Raw genomic sequence first — 25,160 nt, 5'->3', positions numbered from 1 at the left:
TCCTAACCTTTTAGTAATTCCTTGATTTTGGTGGCAAATCCTGCATCAGTTACTCCGATAACCATTCGTGGTCGCCCAATCGCTTGGCTGAGCTCGAATTGACTGAACAGTTCGCTAACAGGAACATTATAATAAGAACTTTTGTCCTTGATTTTCTTTCTAGTATTCTCACTGGCATCTTGCGCAACAAACACAAATTTCGCTTTGTTTGCACGAATATCTTTAAGGGTTAATTCCTCGCCTGTGACTAATTTACCGGCGCGCATTGCTAAACCTAAAAGGTTCAAAATTTTGGTTTTATTTTCCATCGCCAAACAACTCTTTGCGGGCTTTTTGATGTGTTACATAATCCAATAGTTCTTGATAAAATTCATCACTTAATTTTGTTTCTAAGACACGATCAAGAATTTTTTTATCCCAAGCTTTTTGGACTTCCGCAGGATCCAAATCAACGTAAGCGCCACGTCCTGGTAATTTACCAGTTGGATCTAAGGCCACTTCGCCTTCTTTGGAGCGAGTAATTCTGACTAATTCTTTTTTCGGTTTCATTTCGCCTGAAACAACCGATTTACGCATTGGAATTTTTCTCTTTTTCATTTTTTCACCCTCCAAAAACGTTATTCTTGTTCAGGTAATTCTTCTGTAATTTCTGCTTCAACAACTGCTTCTTCAGCAGCCAAGTTTTCGTAATCATCTGCCGTCATATCTGAATGGATAATTGCTTCATCCATTTCTTCTTCCACTTCGGCAACTTCTTGATTGGCTTGTTGTTCATAAAATTCAGCCATATCAGATTCTGATTTGATATCAATTTTATGGCCCGTTAATTTAGCAGCTAAGCGCGCATTTTGACCACGTTTACCAATTGCTAATGACAATTGATAATCAGGTACAACAACTGTACATGCTTTGCTATTTTCTGGATCAAAAATAACATCTAATACTTGAGCTGGATTCAAGGCATTACTAATATAAATAGCTGGATCTTCGTTCCATTCCACAATATCCATATTTTCGCCTTTTAATTCATTCACAATCGCTTGGACACGTTGGCCTTTTGGACCAACACAGGTACCCACTGGATCAATATTAGGATCTGTTGAACGAACGGCTACTTTTGAACGATCACCAGCTTCACGAGCGACGCTTACGATTTCAACAATTCCATCATAAACTTCTGGAATTTCTTGTTCAAAAAGACGTTTTAGTAAATCTGGATGACTACGGCTTACAAAAACTTGTGGGCCTTTTGATGTGTTTTCAACACGTGATACGTAAACTTTAATCCGATCATGCGGTTGGTAAAATTCATTTGGCATTTGATCTTGTTTTGATAAGACTGCTTCGATTTTACCTAAGTTTACATAGATATAACGACGATCTTGACGTTCAACAATTCCTTGCATGATGTCATTTTCGTATTCGCTAAATTCATTATAAATAATTGTTCTTTCTGCTTCACGGACACGTTGTAAAATTACTTGCTTTGCTGTTTGGGCAGCAATGCGGCCAAAGTCTTTTGGCGTAACTTCAAAACGAATTTTGTCGCCGATTTCATATGCCCCATTTAATGCAACGGCATCTTTTAATGAAACTTCCAATTGTGAATCAAATACTTCTTCTGTTACTTCTTTGACAGCATACACGTGAATATTGCCTTTTTTTGGTTCAAATTCAACTTCGACGTTGCTTGCTTGTCCATAATGTCTTTTATATGCAGAAACTAAAGCTGCTTGTAACGCTTCAATCACCGTATCTTTAGGAATCCCTTTTTCAGCTTCTAATACGTCTAATGCATTTAACATTTCTTTGCTCATTGTTTTTCTTTTCCTCCTATGGATTCGTTAAAGCTGAACGAGTGGTTCTTCTTCCAAGGGAAAAACTTCTCGTTAAAACTTGTCACAGGCCTAGCTAAAAGTAAAACTTTTAGTGGACCCTTTTTTACATTCGAGTCTGTTGATTAAAATTGAATGGCTAAACGAGCTTTTGCGATATTTTTACGTTCAAAAGTCATTTCCTTCACTCTGGTTTTAATTTTTACACTTAATGTTAATTGTTCTGAATCAAGATGGACTAAGGTACCCTCAATCTGTTTTTCTCCATCAACTGCTTGATAAAGAGAAATATGAATGTACTTACCTACCGCTTGTTCATAATCGCTTTCTTTCTTTAACGGACGTTCTGCTCCCGGAGAAGAAACTTCCAGAAAGTACGCTTGCGGAATTGGATCTGGATCCATTGCATCTAGTTTTTCACTTAATTTTTCGCTGACAAAGGCACATTCCTCAATATCAATGCCACCTTCTTTATCGATAAATACTCGTAAAAACCAATTTTTTCCTTCCTTAACAAACTCTACTTCCACAAGTTCAAAATTTTGTTCTTCTAAGATTGGTGTGACTAACTTTGTTACAGTTTCCACAGCACTACTCAAAATTTTCGCCTCCTTCGAGATTGATGTAACGAACCGTGTCCTGATGACTTTTCCATCAAAAAGAGTGAGCAGAAATCCGCTCACTCCCAACTAGTATCATTACGCTAAAGATAGTATAGCACAGAACCACTCCAAACTCAAATGAACAAGCTAAATCTCTCGAAATTTGCACATTTTGTCTCGATTACTGAAACTATCTAAGCGATTATTTTTTCGTTTTAAAATAGATAAATAATCCTTGGATCAAAAGAAGGCTACCTAAGAAAAGAAACGCGTTTTCTTTTGTTTCTCCTGTTTTTGGCAATTCCTTATTACGAATCGCCTGTTTTTCAATGGTTATTGAAGTAGTTTCTGTGGTTGAATTCGTGGTAGTATCTGTTGTCCCACTCGTTGGTGGTGTGGTACTTTCTATAGGTTTTTCTGGCGTATAGTGATTAGTAAATACTTGACCTCCATCATACTGAGTAGTTGCTACAAGATTTCCTAAAAGCGCCTCGACGGTTACTTGAACTTGAAGGTTGTGCGTATCGTAGGAAACACCTGTCTGTTGCGTGTTTACTTCCCGAATGGTGTATTGATAGTTTCCAGGAGTTTCAAAGGTTAATGGTGAAAATTGAATTTTCCCTAAAGTATCGTTACTAACCGTTTCTAGTACTGTGCCTTTCTCATCTAACAATTCAAATTCAAATTCAGCATCCTTCAGTGGTTTTCCTAAAAGAACTTTTCCAGCTAAAAATGAGGCAGCGACTGGTTGATATGAAATCTTATGATTCACAACAGTTTTCAGTGCAACTAAGTTTTTACCAAAGTCTTCAGGTGTTATTGAAATCTTGTTTTGCGAAAGCTGGTAACCGGTAGGTGCTTTGGTTTCTTCTAAAGTATAGTTATCTTTTAACAAGCCTTTAACAACCGCTGTTCCGTTTTGATCTGTTGTGATTTTGGCCACTGTTTGATTGGTTGAGTTACGAATGAGTTTAAACTCTGCACCTGCTAAACGCTGGCCTGCTTCATCTTCTTTATGAATTTCAACAACATATTGTTCACCATTAGCTTCTCCACCACCCGTTTGTGAGACACGACTCACTTCGACTTCTTCCACCACCGTTTGATTTTCTGTTAATTTTGCATAATTTGTGAAGGTTTCACCTTTTTCGGGAAGATGATCGATTTTGGTTTTATAGGTGATACGATATTCGTTAGTCCCAATATTGCCAAAATGCACCGAAAAATTACGGTCATCAGGACCATACTGGACAGCCAACTGACCAGTTATATCTTCCTCTGGCGTGAATTGCCAAATAGCATTTCCATCCAGTGTCCATTGTCCTCGTTCAATTTTCATAGTGTCTTTCATATAACTTAAACTTTCTGTTTTTAGCACATCTTCCACTTCTAAATCAGTATACGTTTGCCCTGTTGGATTAATCCGTAGTACATTGTAAATTTCGGTTGGATCGTCTTCGATAAACCACGAATACTTGCTAAATTTTTCGTTAACATCATCGCCTTCACCTTGGTAATCAAGATCGCCAGCAAATATTTTTTCCCCTTCAACCGTGACGTAAATAGGAATCTTGGATTCATTTTCCACATTTTCGAAATCAATCAAACTTGTAAAATATAAAGACCCACTAATATTGGCATGGTTTTCTACGTAATCTGTATACGTTAACGTGACCGTTTTATTTGCTACATCGGTCTGTGCAATTGCAACCACAGCACCTGTATCATCTACTACATTAAAGGTCATATTTTTCTCGAGACGTAGCTCTTCGGGCAAAGTAATCACACTCGTATCCCCACTATTAACGGTATTATCCGGTAAGTTGAACTCAATTCGGAGGTAGATGTCTGTATATTGATTAATGGTCCCAAGTGGGTTTCCCTCTTTGTCCGTTAGTTGAATCGCTGTCACAATGTTGCCCACTTGTTTACGCGGCACTACATTTGGCGTAGCAGAAATTTGATTGGTTTCACTGGTACTAGTTGGTTCCGTTTGCGCATATCCTGTTTCAAGTTTCAGAAAAGGCGTTATCAGCGTCGACAAAAGAATGAAAAACATTCCCCAATAGACAAAACTTCTTTTTTTCATTTTTATTCAATCCTTCCTATCTAAAATAATTGGTTAGGTTTATACTATCAAGGATTAACTAGGTGCAAGTGTTTTTATTTTTCCCAACGATAAAAAACAAAAAACACCTAACCAAAATAATTTTGGCTCGGTGTTTTGCTCCTAATGTCTTTTCTTATAAAACCATAATTGAACTTTTTCAGAAATGGTTGATAAATGTTGGAAAGTTGAGTCTGCTGCAAAGAAAAGAATGGCTAAAAGTAACAAGGCTGTTGGCGATACCGAAGTTAACGAGAACAAGTTTTTCATGGAAATACTTGTAATAACCATTCCGATTAAACAGCCAATCATTACGCGCTTGCGGTAACGATTCATTGGTGAACTAATTTTATAAAGAACCATAAAGCCGACTGAAACTAGCAACAATGTTGCAGTCGTTGAAATGTCCGTTTTTTGAAGTGCAAGAATATCACCACAAATTAGTAAGGCACCGACTACTAACATATCCGTTAACCCACCAGGAATTGCTTTTGATAACACATTGAAAAGAAATTTCCCTTCAATGCGACGATGATTTGGTTCCAAAGCTAGAAATGTCGAAGGAATCCCAATTGTAAATAAACTAATCAATGTGACTTGTGTCGGTTGTAAAGGATATGTCACGGCAAAAATCATAGCAAAGACAGACATCAGCAAGGAGAAAATATTTTTTACAAGGAATAAACTTGAAGAGCGTTCAATGTTATTAACTACTTGGCGGCCTTCAAAGACAACCTCCGGCATCGTTGAAAAATCAGAATCCAACAACACAACTTGCGAGGCTTGTGCTGTAGCTTGATTTCCTGAAGCCATGGCAATACTACAATCTGCTTCTTTCATGGCTAAAATATCATTGACTCCATCCCCTGTCATCGCCACTGTATGATCTAATTTTTTCAACAATAATACAAATTGTTTCTTTTGTTCTGGCGTGACACGACCAAAAACGGTGTATTTTTCTAAAGCTTCTGTCTGGGCTTCCATTGTAGTTAATGTTCGCGCGTCCACATAATTTTCAGCACCAATAATGCCTGCCGCTTGTGCTACATTGGATACTGTTAAAGGATTATCGCCAGAAATGACCTTAATAGCCACATTTTGTTCAGCGAAATATTCAAAAGTTGCTTTGGCTTCTTTACGAATCGGATTCCAAAGAAGAATGTAGCCTAGAGGTTGAACCTCTGCTGCCAACGTTTCCTGAAATTCTCCTAAATACTTTCCGAACACCAATAAGCGATAGCCTTGACTTGTATAATGTTCCACTTCAGATTGATACATTTCATAATTGTCTCTCAAAATCATCTCTGGCGCCCCAAGAATATACGTCGCTTCCGGGAAAGTCACGCTACTAAATTTTTCGACAGACGAAAACGAGGTATAGCTAACGGCTTCCCTCTGATTATTAGTAACAAAAAATTCTTTCATCGCTTTCATCGTATCGTTGTCAGCTGACATTGTTCGGCAAAAATCGCCAATTAATTTTTCGACATTGGTTAAGTCTGTACCATCATTTTCGATACTCACCACAGGAACCAACTCTTGGACTTCCATCGTGTTTTCAGTAATTGTTCCTGTTTTATCTACACATAACACATCGACACGTGCTAAGGATTCGATACTTTTCATGTTGTGCAATAAAACGCCGCGCTTCGCTAAGCGCATTGTGCTGGCAGCTAATGCAACGGTTGTTAAAAGGTACAACCCTTCTGGAATCATCCCAATCAAGGCAGCTTCCATGGAGACAATGCTGTCATGAAGCCCTTGATGGTTGATGAAATAACTTTGGAAAAATAGAACACAGCCGATCGGGATAATAATAATCCCTACCCATTTCACCAAACGGTTAATGGAACCGACCATCTCTGATTGTTCCCCTTTTTTAATTGACTTCGCTTCAAGCGTTAATTGATGAACATAGGCCTCAGCGCCAATTTTATCAATTCTTGCATAACAAGAACCTGACACAATAAAGCTACCTGACAAAAGTTGGCTATCTGCTACTTTGGTAATCTCATCAGATTCCCCAGTTAACAAGGATTCATTCACACGGACTTCACCAGATAAGACAATTGCATCCCCAGAAATCTGTTCACCCGATTTAAAGAGCACCACATCGTCCAAAACCAGTTCATCTGGCGAAATTTCTTGTTCTTGGCCATCCCTCACAACGGTTACTTTTGTAGCATTTAGAATATTTAAGCTATCTAATACTTTCTTCGACTTAATTTCTTGGTAAATTCCAATGACCGTATTAATGATTACTACTGGCAAAAAGGTCATATTTTTATAAGATTGTACCAGCATTAATAACACACCTAGTACCACAAAAATTAAGTTGAAATACGTAAATACGTTATTAATAACAATCTGTTTCGTTGTGATAAATTCTGTATCGACGGCGGCATTGACTAAGCCTTTTCGCTGTCTTTCTTCAACTTGTGCGGCCGTCAAGCCTTGTTTATCTTCTGGATAATAGCGTTCCGCGTTAGCAGTCACTGCTATTGGTTCATTTTCTTGCATTTCTTTTTTTCTTCTCAAACACATCACCCCTTGTTCTAATCGACTCTTTCATCGTCTCCTTCTCTCCCACAGTATAGCACTGAATAAAAATTTAGATAACAACTAGCGCCCAACTATAGAAAAAAATTATACATTTCCTAAACATTGTCATTTTCAGGAACAAGCTAACGCAAAACCTTTTCATTTACTTGTTTTTCCTTTACTATAGTAAAGAAGAAATATCAAGAAATGAGGAACAATTGATGGCACAGAATCACGTAATTAAAGTTAGTAAAAAAACATTAGCAGAGATGACCACTGTTTATCAACCCAATCGTTTAAATAAAACGGTCCCTTATACTGTCTTTGTGGCCAAGGTTGGCACCACTACCATCACTGCTTATCAATCAGGTAAAGTCATGTTTCAGGGACCTCAAGCTGAAAAAGAGGCCGCTCGTTGGGAAGGAACTAGTACCACACCACAGAAAAAAGTGTCCCCCCAGACTACAACGCTGCCTGCTGATTTTGGCAACTGGTCTGTGATAGGTTCCGATGAAGTCGGTAATGGTAGCTATTTTGGTCCAGTAACTGTCTGTGCTGCCTATGTTGACAAAAGCATGATTAGCAAACTAAAAGCATTGGGTGTTCGTGATTCCAAAGAATTAACCGACCCACAAATTATTCAATTGTCACATGTCATTAAAGAACTGATTCCTTACAAGTTATTAATCGTTGAACCAAAAAAATACAATGAGATCCAACCAAACTACAATGCTGTACACATGAAAGTCGCTTTGCATAACCAAGCGATTTATCTGTTGCTACAAGAGTTGGCTCCCACAAAGCCAGAAGGGATTTTGATTGACCAATTCACCCCTGAAAATAATTATCGGAAATATGTTCGTAATGAAAAAAATCAAGTCACTGAAAAATTGTTCTTCGTCACTAAAGGAGAGCAGTATCATGTTGCTGTTGCTGCCGCCTCTATTATTAGCCGCGCTGCTTTTTTAGAAGAGTTAGACAAAGAATCTGCAGAATTGGGTTTCTCTGTGCCCTCTGGTGCCGGCAGCAAATCAGACCAAGTAGCCGCCCGTATTTTGAAAAAAGGCGGCCTAGACTTATTAGCGAACTACGCGAAGCTGCATTTTGCAAACACCCAAAAAGCCCAAAAGTTACTATAAAATAAAAACCAAGCAAAAGTCCCAATGCCGATTAGCGGCGCTGGGACTTTTGCTTGGTGTAAAAAATTATTTTTCAATTTCGATAAACAGGACTTTTAAGTAATTACCTTCTGGAAAATTAGGATTCACTTGAAAGTCTGCCGGTAATTGATACGTGTCCGTAATCTTGTAACGGACATTTTTCTCTTGCAAGGCAGTAATCACCATTTTTTGATATTTGGCTAAGGATAAATTTGCCGCATTGGTTGAGGCAATAAGCGTTCCCTTATCCGTTAAAATATCAATAGAATCTTTCACTAGCTCCCCATAATTTTTAGCAACGGAAAAAACTTTCTTTTTGTTGCGAGCAAAACTTGGCGGATCCAAAATGATCATGTCATAACTCAAGCCTTTACGTGAAGCATATTTAAAATAGTCAAAAACATCCATAACAATAATCTTTTGCGGGGCAAGATTTAAATGATTGACTTCAAATTGCTCAGTCGTTTTCGGTAAGCTTCGTTTAGCTAAATCCACACTAGTGGTGGCCACGGCACCTCCCATAGCGGCAGCTACTGAAAAAGCACCTGTATAACTAAACATATTTAAGACTGTTTTACCTACTGCAAAACCATCTACTAATCGACCACGAACTTCTTTTTGATCTAAAAAGATGCCTGTCATTAATCCTTCGTTTAAATAGGTAGCAAATTGAACGCCATTTTCAGTGACAAGTAATGGCTTGGGTGCTTGTTCGCCATACAAAAACTGTGATTCTGGTAAATCTTTTGTGGAAAAGCGAATCTTTTCGTAGGCACCAATAATGTCAGGGTAAACTGTGCGAAACGCCGTCAAAAGTTCGGCTTTTTTCTGATAAAGGGTTTCATTATACCATGAAAAAACGGCGTAATCTGCATAGCGATCGATGATCACTCCCCCAATGCCATCCCCTTCTCCATTAAATAATCGATAAGCGGTTGTCAGCGAATCCTTTTCAAAAGACGTCCGCTTCTCACGACTTATTTCAAAGAGTTGTTGAAAAAAAGATTGATTAATTGGTCCATGCCATGACAGCAACCAACCAATTCCTTTATTTTGTTCGCCTAAATATCCTTCGGCTAAACGCTGGCCTTTACTATCAATCAAAGTAAGCCAATCTGTTGGCAACGGCGCTGGCACTTGTTGCAAATCTTCTTTCTGAATTAAAGGATATCCTTTTTTAAATTTATGTTCTGCTTTTTTAGTTACTTGAAGTTTCATTCTGTACACCTACTTTTCAAAGTCCTATCTAGTATAGCAAAAAAAGGCCCATCTGTCTTTAAAGGATTCAAGCTTCACGTCATTTAACGAACTAAAAAGTTTAAGGAAATAGTAAGTTTTCTTTAACATCACCATTCCTCACTTCGGTAAGAATTGACATAAAATTTGTGAAAGAGTAAAATTAAAGCGATATTGTAAAATACGAAATTTACCTAATTTTACTTTTATAGAATCATCGTTTAGAAAGGACGTTTATTTTGAAAAAATTATTTAAAACAAATATTTTGAACACGCGACTGGGGTTATTCTCGCTAATCGCCATCTTACTGTGGCTAAAAAACCTCTTTGCGTACGCCGTTGATTTCCATTTACGTTTGGAAAATATTAACGAGTACTTCATACTCTTAATTAATCCAATTGCCACAACGGTCTTTTTATTAGCCATCGCTTTGTATGTTCGCCGTAAAAAAGCTTCTTATATTACAATGATGATTATTTACTTCTTGATGAGTTTACTGCTCTTCTCAAATGTCGTGTATTATCGAGAATTTACTGACTTCATCACAGTTAATACGATGCTTGGTGCTGGCAAAGTAGCTAGCGGTCTTGGCGAAAGTGCCTTACGTCTCTTTAGACCTTATGACGTCATTTATTTCTTAGACTTCATTATTATTGGCGTATTATTATTAACGAAAAAAATTAAAACAGATGCGCGTCCAGTCCGCGCACGTGTAGCAGTCTCTGTCACACTCCTTTCTGTTGTCTTTTTCTTATTCAATCTATTTATGGCTGAAACAGAACGTCCCCAATTATTAGGACGTCAATTCTCTCGTGACTATATCGTGAAATTCTTAGGCTTAAATGCCTTTACCGTGTACGATGGCATTACGACTTACCAAACAAACCAAGTCCGTGCCGAAGCCAGTGCTAACGATATGAAACAAGTTGAAGATTACGTGAAACAACAATATGCGGCACCCGATGATAGTAAGTTTGGTATTGCAAAAGGCAAAAATGTAATTTATATCCATTTAGAAAGTTTCCAACAATTTTTAGTTAATTACAAATTAAAAGATGAAAATGGCGTAGAACACGAAGTCACACCATTTATCAATAGTCTTTACAATAGTAAAAGTACCTTTAGCTTTGATAACTTCTTCCACCAAGTTGGTCAAGGAAAAACAAGTGATGCCGAAACGTTACTTGAAAATTCACTATTTGGTTTAGACCAAGGTTCACTCTTTACACAAGTTGGTGGCAAAAATACGTTTGAAGCAGCACCCGATATTTTAAAACAAACGCAAGGTTACACTAGCGCTGCTTTCCACGGAAATGCCGGTAACTTCTGGAATCGAAATGAAACCTATAAACGTTTAGGCTATGACTATTTCTTTGATGCTAGTTATTATGATGTTAATTCAGATAACTCATTCCAATATGGGTTACACGATAAACCATTCTTTAATCAATCCGTTCAATATTTAGAACATTTACAACAACCGTTCTATTCTAAATTTATTGCTGTGTCCAATCATTATCCTTATTCTCAATTTACAAACGATGAAGCAGGATTCCCAATTGCAAAAACCTCTGACGAAACAATTAATGGTTACTTTGCAACAGCGAATTATTTAGATAAAGCGGTCGAAGAATTCTTTAACTACTTGAAATCTTCAGGTCTCTATGAAAACTCAGTCATTGTTCTTTATGGCGATCACTATGGGGTTTCTAATTCAAGAAACCAAAACTTAGCAGAGTTAGTAGGTAAAACCAAAGCAGATTGGAACGATTTTGACAACGCCAATATGCAACGTGTTCCTTATATGATTCACGTTCCTGGTCAAGAAAATGGCGGTGTGAACCATACGTATGGCGGCCAAGTTGATGCCTTACCAACCCTTCTACACTTGCTTGGTGTCGATACGAAAAACTACATTCAGTTAGGCCAAGATTTATTCTCTAAACAACACAATCAAATCGTTGCTTTCCGCAACGGCAATGTTGTAACACCTAAATATACTATTTTAGGTTCTAGCATTTACGATACTAAAACAGGCACTTTAATTACAGAGCCAACCGAAGAAGTTAAGAAAGAAGTCGCTGATTTAAAAGCCAAAGCGACGAAACAATTAGAAACGTCTGACCAAATTACTAACGGTGACTTGCTTCGTTTCTATACCAATAGCGGCTTAAAACCAGTTAACCCAGAAGACTATGATTACAAGAACCAATTGCAACAACTGGAAGCAATTGAAAAAGAAAAAGGTGAAAAATCAACGAGTGTTTACAGTAAAAACAATAATAAATCAACCGTTGATGAATATCACACTGACAGTTATCAAGGCTATCAAAAAACGGGTAAATAAATCTTCAAAAAGCTTGAGCAATTTGCTCAAGCTTTTTTGCTACTTTTTCATAATTAATTCATATTATTTCACTATACTAAAGATAGTTTAGAGAGGTGAAAGTTGATGAGAAGTGTCCGTTACGCTACAGCTAGTAGTTTTTATCATAAAAAAATCACGTTAATCACCGCACTCTTCTTCTTCCTGTTCTCTTTCTTATTGACTGGGCTGTTTAACTTAATTGATTTTGAAAAAGAGTTTTTACGAACGATGCCAGACTTTGTCGATATTGAAAAACAAACTAGTTACCATTACCAACTGATCCAATACTATTGGCACCTCTATCTAGGTAGTGTCATTTTCTTTGGTGTTACTTTTCTTCTGTTGATGTATGTGACATTACGCATAAAAAAGGAAGAAATACATACATGGTATCACATGCACTTTTCAAATATGTATGTCACCAAACAGCTCTTACTAGAGTTATGTTTACCGGCTCTATTAGGAATTTTCAGTTTTTTACTTTTCACTTTAATGTTTCAAGAAACGTATAATACTGTTCTTTGGGCTGCTCGTGATGCTATTTTACAGTGGTCTCATTTGGAAACTCCAGCATTTTTAGCTAAAAGTACCGACCAGGATGTCACGATTACAAATATCCAGCATTTAGGGATTCAAACGATCCAAGCGTTTTCTTTTGATTTTAAAAGTATGCAGTCACTTTATACAATCCGTAATTGCTTTGTTAACTGCTTAATCTTGCTTGGCATTCCTCTTGTTTGCGGGACTCCTTTCACGTTGATTTATTTACGTACACATAAGAAATAAGGGAGGGATTTTCTATGAATGTCACACCATCATTCAAAAAAATAACCGAAAAAAAATCCTCATTCGACGCGTTAGCTTTGCGAGAAGTTTATGGAATCATTTATTCTGCTCCAGAACAAGAACTCGCATTGGCCGATTTTTTCCAAACAAACCAATTAACCATTACTAGGCTTTCTTCTAGTGAAACCTTTTTGCCCTACTTGCCATTAGAAGAAAATTTATTTATCGCTAGTACGATCAAAGAACGGGATCGAAAAGTAGTTCTAGCCGAAGCTTTCCAGGTGTTCCAATTAGAACCTGCCTTACTTGGTCGTTCCTTTACTTCTTTTACGACTTTTGAAAAAATTAAAATGCGCATAATACAACTTTTGCTTTCAAAAACAAGTACGTTAGTGATTGATGACATCTTTTCTTCATTAACGATTGGACAACGTCAAGAAATTTTACCTCAATTAAAAATAGCAGTTCAAAAAAGAAACAAGCGCTTGCTATTTCTGACAAAAGATCCACAAATTATTGATAGTCCCTATGTGCACCCCCTGTCTCTACATGCGTTATTAAACTAAAGAAAACGTCTGGCACTGATTGTGACCAGACGTTTTCTTTAGTTTTCAGTAATTTCAACATCAGGAAATGAAATAATAAACGTGGTGCCTTTACCAAGTTCACTCTCAACATTAATTTTTCCTTTATGCAAACGGACCAATTGTTGAACGATTGGTAAGCCTAATCCTGATTCTCCATATTTCGTATTTTTACGGGATGGATCTACTTTGTAATAACGATCCCAGATATTCAGAATTTGCTCTTCCGTCATGCCGATTCCTGTATCAGAAATACGGACAATGGTTTCTAAATAGCCTTTTTCTAAAGCAATATGAATTTCGCCATTTTCAGTAAATTGGATCGCATTTTGAACAATATTGACAACCACTTGAACGAAACGATCATAATCGGCATACACATCAATTGGTTCGGTGGTGTCTAAATACAATTGATTACCGGCGGCTTCAGCTTTGGCCGTTAGTTGAGTCACAATATTTTCTAAAGCTTCTGTTCCGTTGAACTTCTTCACAACAATTTGAATCTGGTTGGTCCGAATTTTTTCATAATCAAGATTTTCATTGACTAAGCGAATCAAGCGAGCGGTCTCATTTTGCATCAGTTTAATCGCATTCTCTTTTTGATTTTCAGGAATAGCATTATACTGCAATCCCTCTAACAAGCCATTAATAGTTGTTAAAGGCGTCCGCATTTCATGAGAGGCATCCGCCATAAATTGACGACGGCGCTCTTCTTGCCGATTGATTTCTTCTTGTGATTCTTTTAAAGACGCGGCCATTTTATTAAAATCTTCTGCTAGGTCATCAAATTCATCTTTGTCATGAACCGGTAATTGAATATCAAAATTTCCACTAGTAATTTCTTTGGTGGCTTTACGCATCCGATTTATTCGTTTCACTTGGAAAGTCGCAAATAGATAGCTTAGTAACAAGGCAATCACACCAGAAAAAATAAAGCCTTTAATCAAGTTTTGTGTCACGGACTGAACACTTCGGTCAACGTTTTTGGCAGGTTGTGTAATAACTAGTGAACCAATAATCACTTTTTTATCAGAAGACTGATTTGATGCATACACCGGTAACATTACATAGGACGAAGTATTTCGGGCCCCGTAAATATCAATGTTTTCTGTTGCATAAACACGATTGCCTTTCATGATTTGATCCCAATTTTTATCGATTAAGGAAAAGTCTAATTTTTTTGTGCTATCAACTGGTGGGTACTGCACTTCGCGGTCCTTGTTAATAAACACAAATTGCACATCTTGCTTCTGGAGTACACGCTCAGTCAACTGAAATGAATAGGATAAAACATCTCGATCCGAAACGCCTGCGACATTAATAAAAAAGTCACGTGTTTCTAAAGCCGATTCTGCATAACCATATAGCTGTTCATAGTTATTTTCTTGCATTGTGCGCTTGGTCAATTGTGTGAAAGACGTTCCGACAATGAGAATAATCAGAGCGATCACACCTATAAAAGCAAGTAATTGTTGATACAAATACTTCATTAAGCAACACCTGAATCGTCGAATTTATACCCTACGCCCCAAACCGTTTGGATGACTTGAGGACCTACTTTTTCAATTTTTTGTCGTAATTTTTTGATATGGGCATCAACTGTCCGTTCATCGCCAAAGTATTGATAGTCCCAAACCAATTCTAGTAGTTGTTCGCGTGAAAAGACTTGGCGTGGTTTTTTTGCTAAAGTGTATAGCAAATCAAATTCTTTAGGTGTTAAGCCTTCAATTAATTGATTATCTAAATATGTTTCTCGTGTTTTCGTATTCATTTTAAAATGATCCGTAATCACATCAAATGTTTCATCTGTATTCTCAGACGTATCATGCGCAGCCTCTGCCACCTCGGCACGACGATGTAGAGCTTTCATCCGTGCAATCAAAGTTAATGGACTAAATGGTTTTGTCACATAATCATCCGCACCCATTTCAAGGCCAATTACTTGGTCACTTTCAGAATCACGAGCGGTCAACATAATAATGGGAACATTGGCTGAAACTTTGCGAATTTCACGACAAACAGCCATCCCATCCATACTAGGTAAGTTTAAGTCTAACGTAATCATGTCCCATTTTTCTGGCGAAGCAAGAAAAGTCGTCAATCCTTCTTTGCCATCATCTTTAAAGGTAGCTTCCCACCCTTCATTTAAGAAAAACATTTGCATCATTTCTGAGACGGATTCATTGTCTTCAATCATTAATATATTCATTTCATTCACTCCTTATTCACTTTTCATAAAACTGCTCTATTGTAGTATACTCTAAAATTGAATTTGTACCAACCGATTCTATATTTCTTCAAAAATCCTTTACAGAACCATCAAAAATCACTTTTTTTCCTGCTCTTTTAAAGAAAACGAAGTGAACCCATTGTCTTTTCAGAAAAGTTTGTTAAAATAACAAGCGTAGAGAGGATGTTAGGGTATGGATAAAATGAAAGCTATTACTTTTTTTGATTTAGATGGAACTTTGTTAGATGGAACATCGCAAATAACTCCTGAGATTACCGCAGCAGTGGCGACCTTGAAAGACAATCAAATTTTACCTTTAATTGCGACAGGACGGACCTTGTGTGAGATTCAGCCAATTATGAAAGCCAGTGGCATTGATTCTGCGATTGTAATGAACGGGCAATTTATTCATTATGAAGGAAAAACGATTTATTCAGATGAATTTACAACAGAGGAATGTGTTTCACTGCATGAACATGTCAAACAGCGTGGTCATGAATTGGCTTTTTACAATGAGCGCCGTATTTTTTGTACAGGGCATACTGGCACAGTGAAACAAGCCTATGATTATATTCATTCAGCTGTTCCCGAAATTGATCCCACAGGTTATGAGAATGATGCCGTCAACATGATGTTGGTCTTAAGTCAACATGGCGATGATGATGAATATTACTATGAGCGGTTTCCTGAATTGACCTTTTATCGCAATGGTCCTTTTTCAATAGATATTGTTCGTAAAGGGGTCTCTAAAGGCTCTGGTGTCAAAAATCTTTTTAACACTTTGGGATTAAACGGCATTCCCACTTATGCCTTTGGTGATGGCATCAATGATTTGGCGCTGTTTGAGGCCTGTGATTATGGAATTGCCATGGGTAATGCGCGGGAAGAACTAAAAGAAAAAGCCACCTTTATTTCAACTAAAAATACTGAGAATGGCATTGTTAATGGCTTGAAAAAATTTGATTTACTATAAGAGAAAACTACCTTCTTCTATTGATGTACTTTAGAAGAAGGTAGTTCTTTTGTATGTTCATTTTTCTTTTTCTGCTGTGCACAGAGAGCTACTCCCACTACTTGAATCAGCAAAATCGCTCCCAACAAACAACTTAATACGATGTTTCCTGATAGGATTGTTCTTCTGATTAAAATAATTAATACAACACTGCTAATTCCGTAGAGTAACCATTGGTTGTCCATTTTTATTGACCCCTTTGTTTTTCTATGTTTAGGATAGGATGTTTCCTACTAAAATGCAAGGAAAGATCCTAGATTCTTACAACTAACCCATAATTTTTACTAATTCCTTATTTGTTTTCATTTATTCTTAAGATTCGTTTCATTTTTGTAAAAAATCACACTTTTTTTCTATCTCTGTTTTAAATTGCGTACAGTTCTTAAAAAAAATGATACACTAAAAGTGAACTCGAAATGAAAGGAGCCATTCCTTTGGTTAATAGCGAAAAAAGAAAACAATTAATTATTGATACTTGCATTTTAGCTGGAAAAATTATGCTGGAAAGCGGATCTGAAGTATATAGAACCGAAGATACAATTACTCGGATTGCAGCAAATGCTGGCGAGCCAGAGAGCGTTTGTTACACGACGGCTACAGGGATTTTCGTGGGTTTTCGTTCCAGTAATTATACGCAATTAGAAAACATCCCCCAGCGCTCGATTAATTTGGAAAAAGTTAGCCTTGTCAATCAATTATCAAGAGAATTTGCGCAAAAAGAGATTACTCTACCAGAGCTTTATCAGCGCTTAACTCTATTAGAAACAGATACCCCCACTTTTTCAATTTCGTTACGCTTGTTAGCAGCCGGGATTGTTAGTTGTACGTTAATGTACATTTTTGGTGGCACTTGGCAAGATTTTATTGCAACTTTTTTTGTTGGCGTGATTGGGTATGCCAGTTATCTTTTTACCCAAAAGTTATTCCAAGTTCCTTACCTCGATTCATTCGCAGCCGCTTTTGTCATTGGTTTGTTGGCCTATTTGGCTGTGCATTTTCACTTAGCGGTCAACATCGATAATATTATTATTGGTGCGGTAATGCCGTTAGTTCCAGGTGTGGCGATTACGAACTCTTTTCGCGACATTTTAGCGGGCCACCTCATCAGCGGGACGGCGCGAGGGACAGAAGCTATTTTTATTGCTGGGTCTGTTGGCCTGGGAATTGCCTTGATTTTTAAATTATTTATGTAAGGAGTGTTCAAATGGAACTAATTTTTCATCTTCTCTTTAGTTTTTTAGCGACTGTGACGTTTGGTATTATTACGAACATTCCTCGTAAAGCACTGGTGGCTTGTGGCATTACTGGCATGACAGGCTGGATGATTTATTATGTCTTAACGCAAACTTTTGATGCTAGTCAAACCTTTGCAAACTTTTTAGGAACGGTCGGGTTAGGAATCGCTAGTATCTTTTTTTCCCGTTACAAAAAAATGCCGATGATTATTTTTTATATTCCAAGTTTGGTTCCTTTAGTGCCAGGAGGCCCTGCCTATCAAGCGGTTCGGAGCATTTTGTTAGGAAATATTGATGACGGTTTGCAGTTGATTTTAAAAGTTGTCTTTACTGCTGCAGCTATCGCAGCGGGCTTTATGGTGACCTCGCTACTGGAACGAATTGTCAAACGTTTTTTCCCCAAGCGACTCTTCCGATTGGTCAAAAAATAAAAAAAAACAAGCTCAGAAAACGAGCTTGTTTTTTATTCTACTTCTTCAAAGAACAGCAACAAATCTTGTAGCGTTAATTGTGCTTTTTCAGCAGCGTTTAAATCTTGAACAATTTTACCTTTTTGTAAAACAATTAAACGATTGCCATATCGTAAAGCATCTTCCATTCGATGGGTAATCATTAAACAAGTTAAGTTCCCTTCTTCAATCCGTTGTTCCGTTAAGTGCATCAACTGCTTGGATGTTTTGGGATCTAAGGCAGCAGTATGCTCATCTAAAAGTAATAATTCTGGTTTTGTGATAGTGGCCATTAATAAACTTAAGGCTTGGCGTTGACCGCCAGAAAGGTTACCTGTCGGTGTATCCAGATGATTTTCCAAGCCATTGCCAACTTCTTGGCAGATTTTTGTAAACAAGGCGCGTTGCTCATTTATCTTCCGTAATGTTAAGGGACGTTTTTGTCCGCGTTTCATGGCAAGCAATAAATTTTCTGCCACAGTCATTCTTGGTGCTGTCCCCATTTTAGGATCTTGAAAAACACGCGCTAGAGATTTGGCCCGTTTGACTTCAGAAAGATTGGTGCGATTGACTCCTTCAATTAAAAATTGTCCTTCTGTTAGTGTCAAAGTTCCTGCTAAACTATTGAATAGCGTACTCTTGCCTGCGCCATTTCCACCTAAAACAGTAATGAAGTCCCCAGGATAAATGGCTAAGTTCACATGATCCAAAATCACTTTTTTTTCATTCATCCCATTATCAATGATTTTTGTCGCATTTTTTAATTCAACAACTGGTTTCATTTCGTTTCCCCCTTATCAGAAAAGCCGTGTAGTCGTAATGCTTTTTTCAATTGTGGGATCATTAAACAGATTGCTAAAATCACTGCTGAGAAGATTTTCAAATACGTCGTATCAAAGCCTAATTTAATCACTAATAAAATCAATAGTTGATAAATAATACTCCCTACAACAATCGCCATCAACCGTTCACCAAACGTTAATTCTCCAAACAGTACTTCACCAATAATGAGTGAAGCCAAGCCAATCACAATGACGCCGGTTCCTTTACTTACATCCGCATATCCATCATTTTGGGCAATCAAAGCGCCAGATAAGCCAATCAAGCCATTCGATAAAACCAATCCTAAAATTTTCATGCGATCCGTTTGAATGCCAATCGAGCGAGCCATTTCTTCATTGTCACCTGTCGCAATATAGGCTTGTCCTAAACTAGTGTTAAAGAAAAATAACAGTAAAATCATTACCACAGCCAAAACACTAATCCCTAAAAAAATAGTATCATAATAATCTGGTAAGGCCATTTTTTGAAAAACATCTTGAATCTTCGGTTGGTTTAATAAAGACTTATTTGGCGATTTCATCACAAATAAAATCACGGAATTTAAACCAGACATCACTAAAATTCCTGCTAAAATAATTGGAATTTTTCCTTTTGTAAATAGTAAACCAGTCACTAAACCGGCAAGCATTCCTGCTCCGACCCCTAAAAGAGTCGCTACAAATGGTGAAACCCCTGTTGTAATGGCAGTTACACAAACCGCCCCTCCTAACGGAAATGAACCTTCTGTGGTCATATCTGGAAAATTTAAAATACGATAAGTCATAAAAATACCTAGTCCTAACAAGGCCCATAACATTCCTTGTCCAATTGCTGAAACAATCATCGCTTCTCCTACTTTCTTTGATAATTAGTTAATCAATTTCGATTTTTTTGCTAACTCTGCGGGAATCGTAATTCCTAACTTTTGAGCTTGTTTTTCATTGATAATTGTGTCGCCTGTATTAAAGGTATAAATGGGTGTAGTTGCTGGTTGACTTTTTCCAGACAGAACCTCTGCTGCCATTTTGCCGGCTTGTACCCCCAACGCATGTTGATTAATCCCTACTGTTGCTAAACCGCCTTGTTCTACCATTGTATCCACCGAAGGAATAATCGGCGTCTTGGTTCGATTTGCTTCTCCGACTACCGTTTGCATGGCATTAGCAATCGTATTATCAGTTGGTATATAAATCACATCTGTTTCCTTAGTCATCACTTGAACCGTTTGTGCAATTTCATTACTTGATGGCACAGCATATGTTTTCACTGTCAATCCTTTGGCTTCAGCTGCTTTCTGCGCTTCAGCTACTTGGTATCGAGAGTTTTCTTCTGAGGAAGCATAGAGAATACCTATTTTTTTGGCAGCTGGTATCAATTCTTTTAGTAAATCCATCTGGGCTGACAAAGGTGATTGATCACTAACACCCGTGATGTTACCGCCTGGCTTTTGATTGTCTTTCACCAATCCTGCGCTAACAGGGTCCGTAATGGCGCCTAAAATGATTGGGATTTCTTGGGTAGTGTTGGCTAACGCTTGCGCAGCTGGCGTGGCGATGCCAATTAAAACGTCTGCCTTTTTTTGTACTAATTGTTGACTCATGATTGCTAACTTACTCTGGTCGGCTTGACCATTTTGAAAAATAATTTCTAAGTTTTTGCCTTTGTCATAGCCATTTTCCTTTAACCCTTCTTCGACACCTTTATAAATTTCGTCCAATGCGGGGTGACTGACAAACTGCAAAACCCCTACAGTAACTGTTTCTTTCTTTGAATTTGTCACTTTTTGATTCACAAAAAAAGCACCAATTAAATAAATAGCTAATAAAGACACGACAAACGTTAAACGTTTATTTTTCATTTTGCATTCTCCTAACTGCCCTTTTGTTTGGCAACTTTTTCTTTTTAATAATAAAACCATTATCTATAGGGCATTTCTTCCGTTGAAAGTGAAACTGAGATTCGTAATCCTCTGCTTAGTCAAAATCCAAGGAACACTTTTTTACAAATGTCAGGATTTAGCTGCGACGAGGATTGCAACTTTGGTGAGAATCGCAGGAGCACTTTTTTACGAATGGGACAACGTTCTCTTCCCTCACCTTGTACTACTCATCACTCTTAAAGGCCAAACTGCGGCGAGTATGCGCAGCCTGCATCTACTCTGTCACTTTGTGCCAATCGTAGTGATTCGTAGCAAAAAAACAACGACTTATCCTAAGTGTTTAGGAGTGGTCGTTGTTTTTATGCAAAACAAAAACCACATAGATGGGTCCTCTATGTGGTCGTTTTTTCTTCTTGAATATAACCAGCATAGATACACTTTTTAGAATAAGTCTTCTAAAGTTGTATCTATGAAAGAATCATACATACAACTATCTACGCCAGTTTTGCCATGATTGGTGCATTTCTTTTACGTTAGATAATTGTGTCATGTATTTTCCCTCCTAGTTATGTTGTTAAAGGTAGTCTACACTATATTGATTTTGTTCGTCAAGAAAAAGTTTTTATTTTCTTGCATTTCTTTTACTTCTAAAAAACGAGCCACTCTTATGAGAGGCTCGTTTTTCTTTATTTCAGCATATTTACCACTTAATTGTTTCGGTTTCTTTCAATTCTAACGGGAACTTTAACTGCTTGTTTTTGCGATTGAATCAGCCATAAACTTACTAAAATCGTCATTGAAATTACTAATGCCATCGAAAATCCCCTCTTTCTAATTCCTTAAAACTTTCTACAATCTAAGTTTAACATAGCTAGCTATTATTCACCAGTTTCTGGTACTGTAGCAGTGCTTTCTGTCGTCGTTTCAGTAGATTGGGCAACGCCAGTCGTGCTGGTCGTCGTCTGTGTTTCAGCGGTCTTTGCTGCTTCTTTTTCAGCTTCTTGCGCCGCCTTTTGCTGGTCTTTCAAAACGCCAGCCATTGGTAATCGATTTAATTCTGGTATTAATTGTGTTTTTAAATCCATAGATTTTTCGACAACTGTCCGCGTCTTTTCTTTACCGTTTTCAAAGAAAACAAGCGTAATCTCATCACCGCTAACATTGTATTGCTCTTGTGCTTTGCCAGCATTATAAATTAACGGATAGATATACAGCGAACGATGAAATTCATTCATTTTATCTGAATTAAACAGCTTCACCATTTGATCGTATTGCTTGCCAGATGGTTTAGCAAACATGACTGACATGGCTCCTGTTTCTTGGATTTTCTTGTCTGCTGTTTTGTAATCTAAGACACTGACTTTCTCTGATTTGATGGGTCCTGCGACTAACGATTCAACTTGAGCAGCTCGAATATTTTTTTGCATCGTTGGAATAAAAATGATTGAGCCAATTATTAATACTAATGCTACAATAGCGGTAATCATTAACAGTTTTCTTTGTCTTAATTCATAAAGTGCCTCTTTTAGTTCTTCCATAAAATTATTCAACTTCTAATCGCTCCTCGCTTTTAGTTCTTATCTATTATACTAATCATTTTCTTTCTTGCCTACCCTTGCGCTTTAATTACTAAAAAAACCAGCAAACTTCCCCAGCTTTCTAAGAAAAACCCAACTCCTTTTTAACAAGCTTCTTTCTTAAATTCAAAAACTCCGCTATAATAAAGCTATTAGTCGGAAAGAAACGAGGGATTTATTATGTCATTTGATGGCGTATTTACTCATAGCATGGTTCATGAGTTGACAGAAACACTCGTAAGTGGTCGGATTTCAAAAATCCATCAACCTTATGAAAACGAAGTCGTTTTAGTCATTCGTGCGAAAGGTAAAAACCATAAATTATTATTATCAGCACATCCTAGTTATGCGCGCATACAACTGTCTACAATTACCTATAGCAATCCAGAAACACCTCCTAATTTTGTGATGATGTTACGAAAATTTCTGGACGGTGCCATTTTAGAAACGATTCAACAAATAGAAAATGATCGCGTGATTCACTTCACCTTTTCAAAAAGAGATGAACTAGGTGACTTACAAAATATTGTTTTGATTGTTGAATTAATGGGACGTCACAGTACAATCGTTTTAGTTAACCAATCTTCTGGAAAAATCTTAGATGCGATAAAACACATTGGAATGAGCCAAAATAGTTATCGTTCGTTGCTTCCTGGAGCAACTTATATTGAACCACCAAAACCACTGGGACTTAATCCGCTCACGGCCTCAAAAGAAGAAGTCTTTGCGCTTCTTTCTACAGCTCCTGAATTAAACGGACGCTATTTACAACAGCATTTCCAAGGTCTAGGCAAAGATACAGCAGACGAATTAAGTGCCCGTTTACTTGCACAACCAAATGAAAAAATGGCCATCTGGACGGAATTTTGGTCCTCAGTCACTGAAGCTGTTGTACCGACATTAACCGTCACTGAAAAAAAGGAATATTTTACGCCCATTCCTTATCAATCATTAGTTGGTGAACAAACAACGTATGCGACACTCAGTGAATTACTAGATGCCTTTTATTCTGGTAAAGCAGAGAAAGACCGTGTCAAACAACAAGGCGGCGAACTAATTCGCAAGATTGAAAATGAACTAAAAAGAAATCAAAAGAAACTTAAAAAATTACAGCAAACCTTAGCCGATACAGAAAACGCTGAAAATTACCGTCGCGACGGAGAACTATTAACAACCTTCATGGCACAAGTCCCAAAAGGAGCCACCGAGGTGGAATTACCAAATTATTATGAAGAAAATGCACCGTTGCGTATCTCGCTAAATCCTGCACTTTCACCTAATCAAAATGCACAAAAATATTTTCAAAAATACCAAAAATTGAAAAATGCTGTCCGAGTTGTTAAGACACAAATTCAGCAAACACAACAAGAAATTTCTTATTTAGAGTCAGTTGTGGCACAACTTGAAATTGCGACACCAATGGACATTGAAGTGATTCGTGAAGAACTGATTGAGCAAGGCTATTTAAAACGAAAAAAAAATAAAAAACAAAAACAGCCGAAAAAAAGCCAACCCGATCTTTTTTATGCCACAGATGGCACACCTATTCTCGTTGGAAAAAATAATTTGCAAAATGATCAATTGACTTTACGAACCGCTAAAAAAACTGATTATTGGCTCCATGCCAAAGATATTCCTGGATCTCATGTAATTATTCGTGACGCACATCCTAGCGAAGAAACCCTTACTGAAGCCGCACTTCTAGCAGCTTATTTTTCAAAATATCGACTTTCTTCACAAGTGCCTGTTGACTATGTCCAAGTAAAACATGTGCATAAACCCAATGGAGCAAAACCAGGTTATGTGATTTATGAAAACCAACGAACGTTATATGTGACGCCAACAGAAGAATCGATCAAAAAAATCCAGCAAAATAAGGCTTCTGCTTCCTAATTATATTAAACTAAAAAACAACGTACTGCCGATTGATCGTACGTTGTTTTTTTGCATTGGCAAAGACATTTATCAAGTGATAAATAACACAAGTAAGCTCAATTAGTTTACAAACTAGCCATTTCTCTCTATACTGACTGTTGGAGGTGAAATTCATGGTCTTTTTACACATTATTTTTGGGATGTTTGCCTTTATTGGCGCTTTAGGTTTAGGTGTCGCCTTCCGCGATAGCTTTACAGAACTTTCAACACCAAAGAAAGCAGCGATTATTTTATCTTACGTAGGTGCGATTGGTTCAACAGTCCTAGGGTTCACATCAGCAACAAAAAATCCATTTGTTTTAGCTGCAACAGTTGTCTTAGTTGTCGCCTTTTCTATTGCTCTTTTCAAAAAAAGCAGTAAAGAAACAAGCAAATAATAAAACCTTTGAAGAGCGGCATAGCAACAAGCTACCCTCTTCCTTTTACATACTATTTAAAGGAGTGAGGCAAATGTCTCTGACTATTTCTGAAGAAGTAAAACAACGTTTAGCCCCTTTCTTAACTGAAACGAACACCTTCTTGTTGGTAGCAAATGACGGCTCTAATCCTTATTCTTCCGCAGAAGGTTGTTGTATGATTGGCGATCGTTTCATTATCGTTCCTGTTGATCAAGCGGAAGCGCCTTATACCGAAACAATTGCTAATGATTCTTTTCACGTCTATACTTCGACGTATGACCAAATGTTTTTAACAGGGCATTTACAGCTAGTGATTCATCCGAATGCGGGAACCATTACTTTAAAAAATGAAAGTGGCATATTAGATAGTAATGTGGACATTTATCAACACTAAAAAAGCAAA

Annotated in this window: 25 protein-coding genes; 11 read left to right on the top strand and 14 right to left on the bottom strand. The window is 37.4% G+C overall.

The window, feature by feature from the left end:
- Positions 1-2 precede the first annotated feature (2 nt).
- The 6 genes from IGK27_RS05310 to IGK27_RS05285 form a co-directional block, all read right to left on the bottom strand.
- The gene (locus IGK27_RS05310; RefSeq protein WP_002357860.1) at positions 3-308 is read right to left on the bottom strand and encodes a YlxQ-related RNA-binding protein; all 306 of its coding nucleotides are present in this window, start codon (positions 306-308) and stop codon (positions 3-5) included.
- Positions 298-597, bottom strand: coding sequence for an RNase P modulator RnpM (gene rnpM, locus IGK27_RS05305; protein WP_002363794.1), 300 nt, complete (start codon positions 595-597; stop codon positions 298-300). Before rnpM ends, IGK27_RS05310 begins: the two co-directional genes overlap by 11 nt.
- 20 nt (positions 598-617) lie before the next feature.
- Complete coding sequence (gene nusA / locus IGK27_RS05300) at positions 618-1,817, bottom strand: transcription termination factor NusA (protein WP_010818357.1); 1,200 nt, start codon at positions 1,815-1,817, stop codon at positions 618-620.
- A 143-nt stretch (positions 1,818-1,960) separates the two neighbouring features.
- Complete coding sequence (gene rimP, locus IGK27_RS05295) at positions 1,961-2,434, bottom strand: ribosome maturation factor RimP (RefSeq protein WP_002357863.1); 474 nt, start codon at positions 2,432-2,434, stop codon at positions 1,961-1,963.
- A gap of 205 nt (positions 2,435-2,639) precedes the next feature.
- The gene (locus IGK27_RS05290; RefSeq protein ID WP_010818356.1) at positions 2,640-4,526 is read right to left on the bottom strand and encodes an Ig-like domain-containing protein; all 1,887 of its coding nucleotides are present in this window, start codon (positions 4,524-4,526) and stop codon (positions 2,640-2,642) included.
- Between the two features lie 141 nt (positions 4,527-4,667).
- The gene (locus IGK27_RS05285; RefSeq protein WP_002384650.1) at positions 4,668-7,088 is read right to left on the bottom strand and encodes a cation-translocating P-type ATPase; all 2,421 of its coding nucleotides are present in this window, start codon (positions 7,086-7,088) and stop codon (positions 4,668-4,670) included.
- A gap of 218 nt (positions 7,089-7,306) precedes the next feature.
- Here IGK27_RS05285 and rnhC point away from each other — a divergent pair, with 218 nt between their 5' ends.
- Positions 7,307-8,224: a ribonuclease HIII gene (rnhC, locus tag IGK27_RS05280; protein WP_002390139.1), complete on the top strand. Its 918-nt coding sequence runs from the start codon at positions 7,307-7,309 to the stop codon at positions 8,222-8,224.
- A gap of 66 nt (positions 8,225-8,290) precedes the next feature.
- Here the strand turns inward: rnhC and IGK27_RS05275 are convergent, their stop codons facing one another.
- Positions 8,291-9,463 carry a class I SAM-dependent rRNA methyltransferase gene (locus IGK27_RS05275; protein ID WP_033626358.1) on the bottom strand — a complete coding sequence of 391 codons (1,173 nt, stop codon included), beginning with the start codon at positions 9,461-9,463 and terminating at the stop codon, positions 8,291-8,293.
- Between the two features lie 257 nt (positions 9,464-9,720).
- Here IGK27_RS05275 and IGK27_RS05270 point away from each other — a divergent pair, with 257 nt between their 5' ends.
- From IGK27_RS05270 to IGK27_RS05260, 3 genes are all read left to right on the top strand, one after another.
- On the top strand, positions 9,721-11,829 hold the full coding sequence (locus tag IGK27_RS05270) for an LTA synthase family protein (RefSeq protein WP_002357869.1): 2,109 nt from the start codon (positions 9,721-9,723) through the stop codon (positions 11,827-11,829).
- A 105-nt stretch (positions 11,830-11,934) separates the two neighbouring features.
- The gene (locus IGK27_RS05265; RefSeq protein ID WP_002360505.1) at positions 11,935-12,636 is read left to right on the top strand and encodes a hypothetical protein; all 702 of its coding nucleotides are present in this window, start codon (positions 11,935-11,937) and stop codon (positions 12,634-12,636) included.
- 14 nt (positions 12,637-12,650) lie between these two features.
- Positions 12,651-13,202: a hypothetical protein gene (locus IGK27_RS05260; RefSeq protein WP_002361678.1), complete on the top strand. Its 552-nt coding sequence runs from the start codon at positions 12,651-12,653 to the stop codon at positions 13,200-13,202.
- A gap of 38 nt (positions 13,203-13,240) precedes the next feature.
- On the opposite strand, the gene IGK27_RS05255 is transcribed toward IGK27_RS05260, so the two are convergent.
- Both IGK27_RS05255 and IGK27_RS05250 read right to left on the bottom strand, forming a co-directional pair.
- The gene (locus IGK27_RS05255; RefSeq protein ID WP_002357872.1) at positions 13,241-14,710 is read right to left on the bottom strand and encodes a sensor histidine kinase; all 1,470 of its coding nucleotides are present in this window, start codon (positions 14,708-14,710) and stop codon (positions 13,241-13,243) included.
- A complete protein-coding gene (locus tag IGK27_RS05250) occupies positions 14,710-15,429 on the bottom strand; it encodes a response regulator transcription factor (RefSeq protein ID WP_010709366.1) in 720 nt (239 codons plus the stop codon). Before IGK27_RS05250 ends, IGK27_RS05255 begins: the two co-directional genes overlap by 1 nt.
- 214 nt (positions 15,430-15,643) lie before the next feature.
- Between IGK27_RS05250 and IGK27_RS05245 the strand changes: the two genes are divergently transcribed.
- Complete coding sequence (locus tag IGK27_RS05245) at positions 15,644-16,423, top strand: Cof-type HAD-IIB family hydrolase (RefSeq protein WP_025186293.1); 780 nt, start codon at positions 15,644-15,646, stop codon at positions 16,421-16,423.
- A 17-nt stretch (positions 16,424-16,440) separates the two neighbouring features.
- On the opposite strand, the gene IGK27_RS05240 is transcribed toward IGK27_RS05245, so the two are convergent.
- Entirely contained in the window at positions 16,441-16,647 is a 207-nt protein-coding gene (locus IGK27_RS05240; protein ID WP_002357875.1) for a hypothetical protein, read from the bottom strand.
- A 231-nt stretch (positions 16,648-16,878) separates the two neighbouring features.
- Between IGK27_RS05240 and IGK27_RS05235 the strand changes: the two genes are divergently transcribed.
- Both IGK27_RS05235 and IGK27_RS05230 read left to right on the top strand, forming a co-directional pair.
- Positions 16,879-17,655, top strand: coding sequence for a threonine/serine exporter family protein (locus tag IGK27_RS05235; RefSeq protein ID WP_002378231.1), 777 nt, complete (start codon positions 16,879-16,881; stop codon positions 17,653-17,655).
- Positions 17,656-17,666: 11 nt separating this feature from the next.
- Positions 17,667-18,128 (top strand): threonine/serine exporter family protein, encoded by a 462-nt coding sequence (locus tag IGK27_RS05230; RefSeq protein WP_002357877.1) that lies wholly within the window; start codon positions 17,667-17,669, stop codon positions 18,126-18,128.
- Between the two features lie 32 nt (positions 18,129-18,160).
- Here the strand turns inward: IGK27_RS05230 and IGK27_RS05225 are convergent, their stop codons facing one another.
- The 3 genes from IGK27_RS05225 to trpX are packed head-to-tail and all read right to left on the bottom strand — an operon-like array spanning position 18,161 to position 20,826.
- Entirely contained in the window at positions 18,161-18,928 is a 768-nt protein-coding gene (locus IGK27_RS05225; RefSeq protein WP_002357878.1) for an ABC transporter ATP-binding protein, read from the bottom strand.
- Positions 18,925-19,812, bottom strand: coding sequence for an ABC transporter permease (locus tag IGK27_RS05220; RefSeq protein ID WP_002357879.1), 888 nt, complete (start codon positions 19,810-19,812; stop codon positions 18,925-18,927). The genes IGK27_RS05225 and IGK27_RS05220 overlap by 4 nt, the downstream gene beginning before the upstream one ends.
- 24 nt (positions 19,813-19,836) lie before the next feature.
- Positions 19,837-20,826 (bottom strand): tryptophan ABC transporter substrate-binding protein, encoded by a 990-nt coding sequence (gene trpX / locus IGK27_RS05215; RefSeq protein ID WP_002391629.1) that lies wholly within the window; start codon positions 20,824-20,826, stop codon positions 19,837-19,839.
- An 88-nt stretch (positions 20,827-20,914) separates the two neighbouring features.
- Between trpX and IGK27_RS05210 the strand changes: the two genes are divergently transcribed.
- Positions 20,915-21,292: a hypothetical protein gene (locus IGK27_RS05210; protein ID WP_236722040.1), complete on the top strand. Its 378-nt coding sequence runs from the start codon at positions 20,915-20,917 to the stop codon at positions 21,290-21,292.
- Between the two features lie 433 nt (positions 21,293-21,725).
- Here IGK27_RS05210 and IGK27_RS05205 read toward each other — a convergent pair whose 3' ends face one another.
- Positions 21,726-22,385, bottom strand: coding sequence for a hypothetical protein (locus tag IGK27_RS05205; protein ID WP_025190369.1), 660 nt, complete (start codon positions 22,383-22,385; stop codon positions 21,726-21,728).
- Between the two features lie 219 nt (positions 22,386-22,604).
- Here IGK27_RS05205 and efbA point away from each other — a divergent pair, with 219 nt between their 5' ends.
- The 3 genes from efbA (at position 22,605) to IGK27_RS05190 (ending at position 25,151) form a co-directional block, all read left to right on the top strand.
- Positions 22,605-24,317, top strand: a complete 1,713-nt coding sequence (gene efbA / locus IGK27_RS05200; RefSeq protein WP_016627161.1) for a fibronectin-binding protein EfbA — start codon at positions 22,605-22,607, stop codon at positions 24,315-24,317.
- A gap of 155 nt (positions 24,318-24,472) precedes the next feature.
- The gene (locus tag IGK27_RS05195; protein WP_002381957.1) at positions 24,473-24,736 is read left to right on the top strand and encodes a hypothetical protein; all 264 of its coding nucleotides are present in this window, start codon (positions 24,473-24,475) and stop codon (positions 24,734-24,736) included.
- Positions 24,737-24,809: 73 nt separating this feature from the next.
- On the top strand, positions 24,810-25,151 hold the full coding sequence (locus IGK27_RS05190) for an iron-sulfur cluster biosynthesis family protein (RefSeq protein ID WP_002391631.1): 342 nt from the start codon (positions 24,810-24,812) through the stop codon (positions 25,149-25,151).
- Positions 25,152-25,160 lie beyond the last annotated feature (9 nt).

Origin of the sequence: Enterococcus sp. DIV0236 (assembly GCF_050558525.1) — a bacterium.
In the GTDB taxonomy this organism is placed as follows: Bacteria; Bacillota; Bacilli; order Lactobacillales; family Enterococcaceae; genus Enterococcus; species Enterococcus faecalis.
Note: the sequence above shows the minus strand (reverse complement) of the source record. Positions and strands in the feature narration are given on the sequence as shown.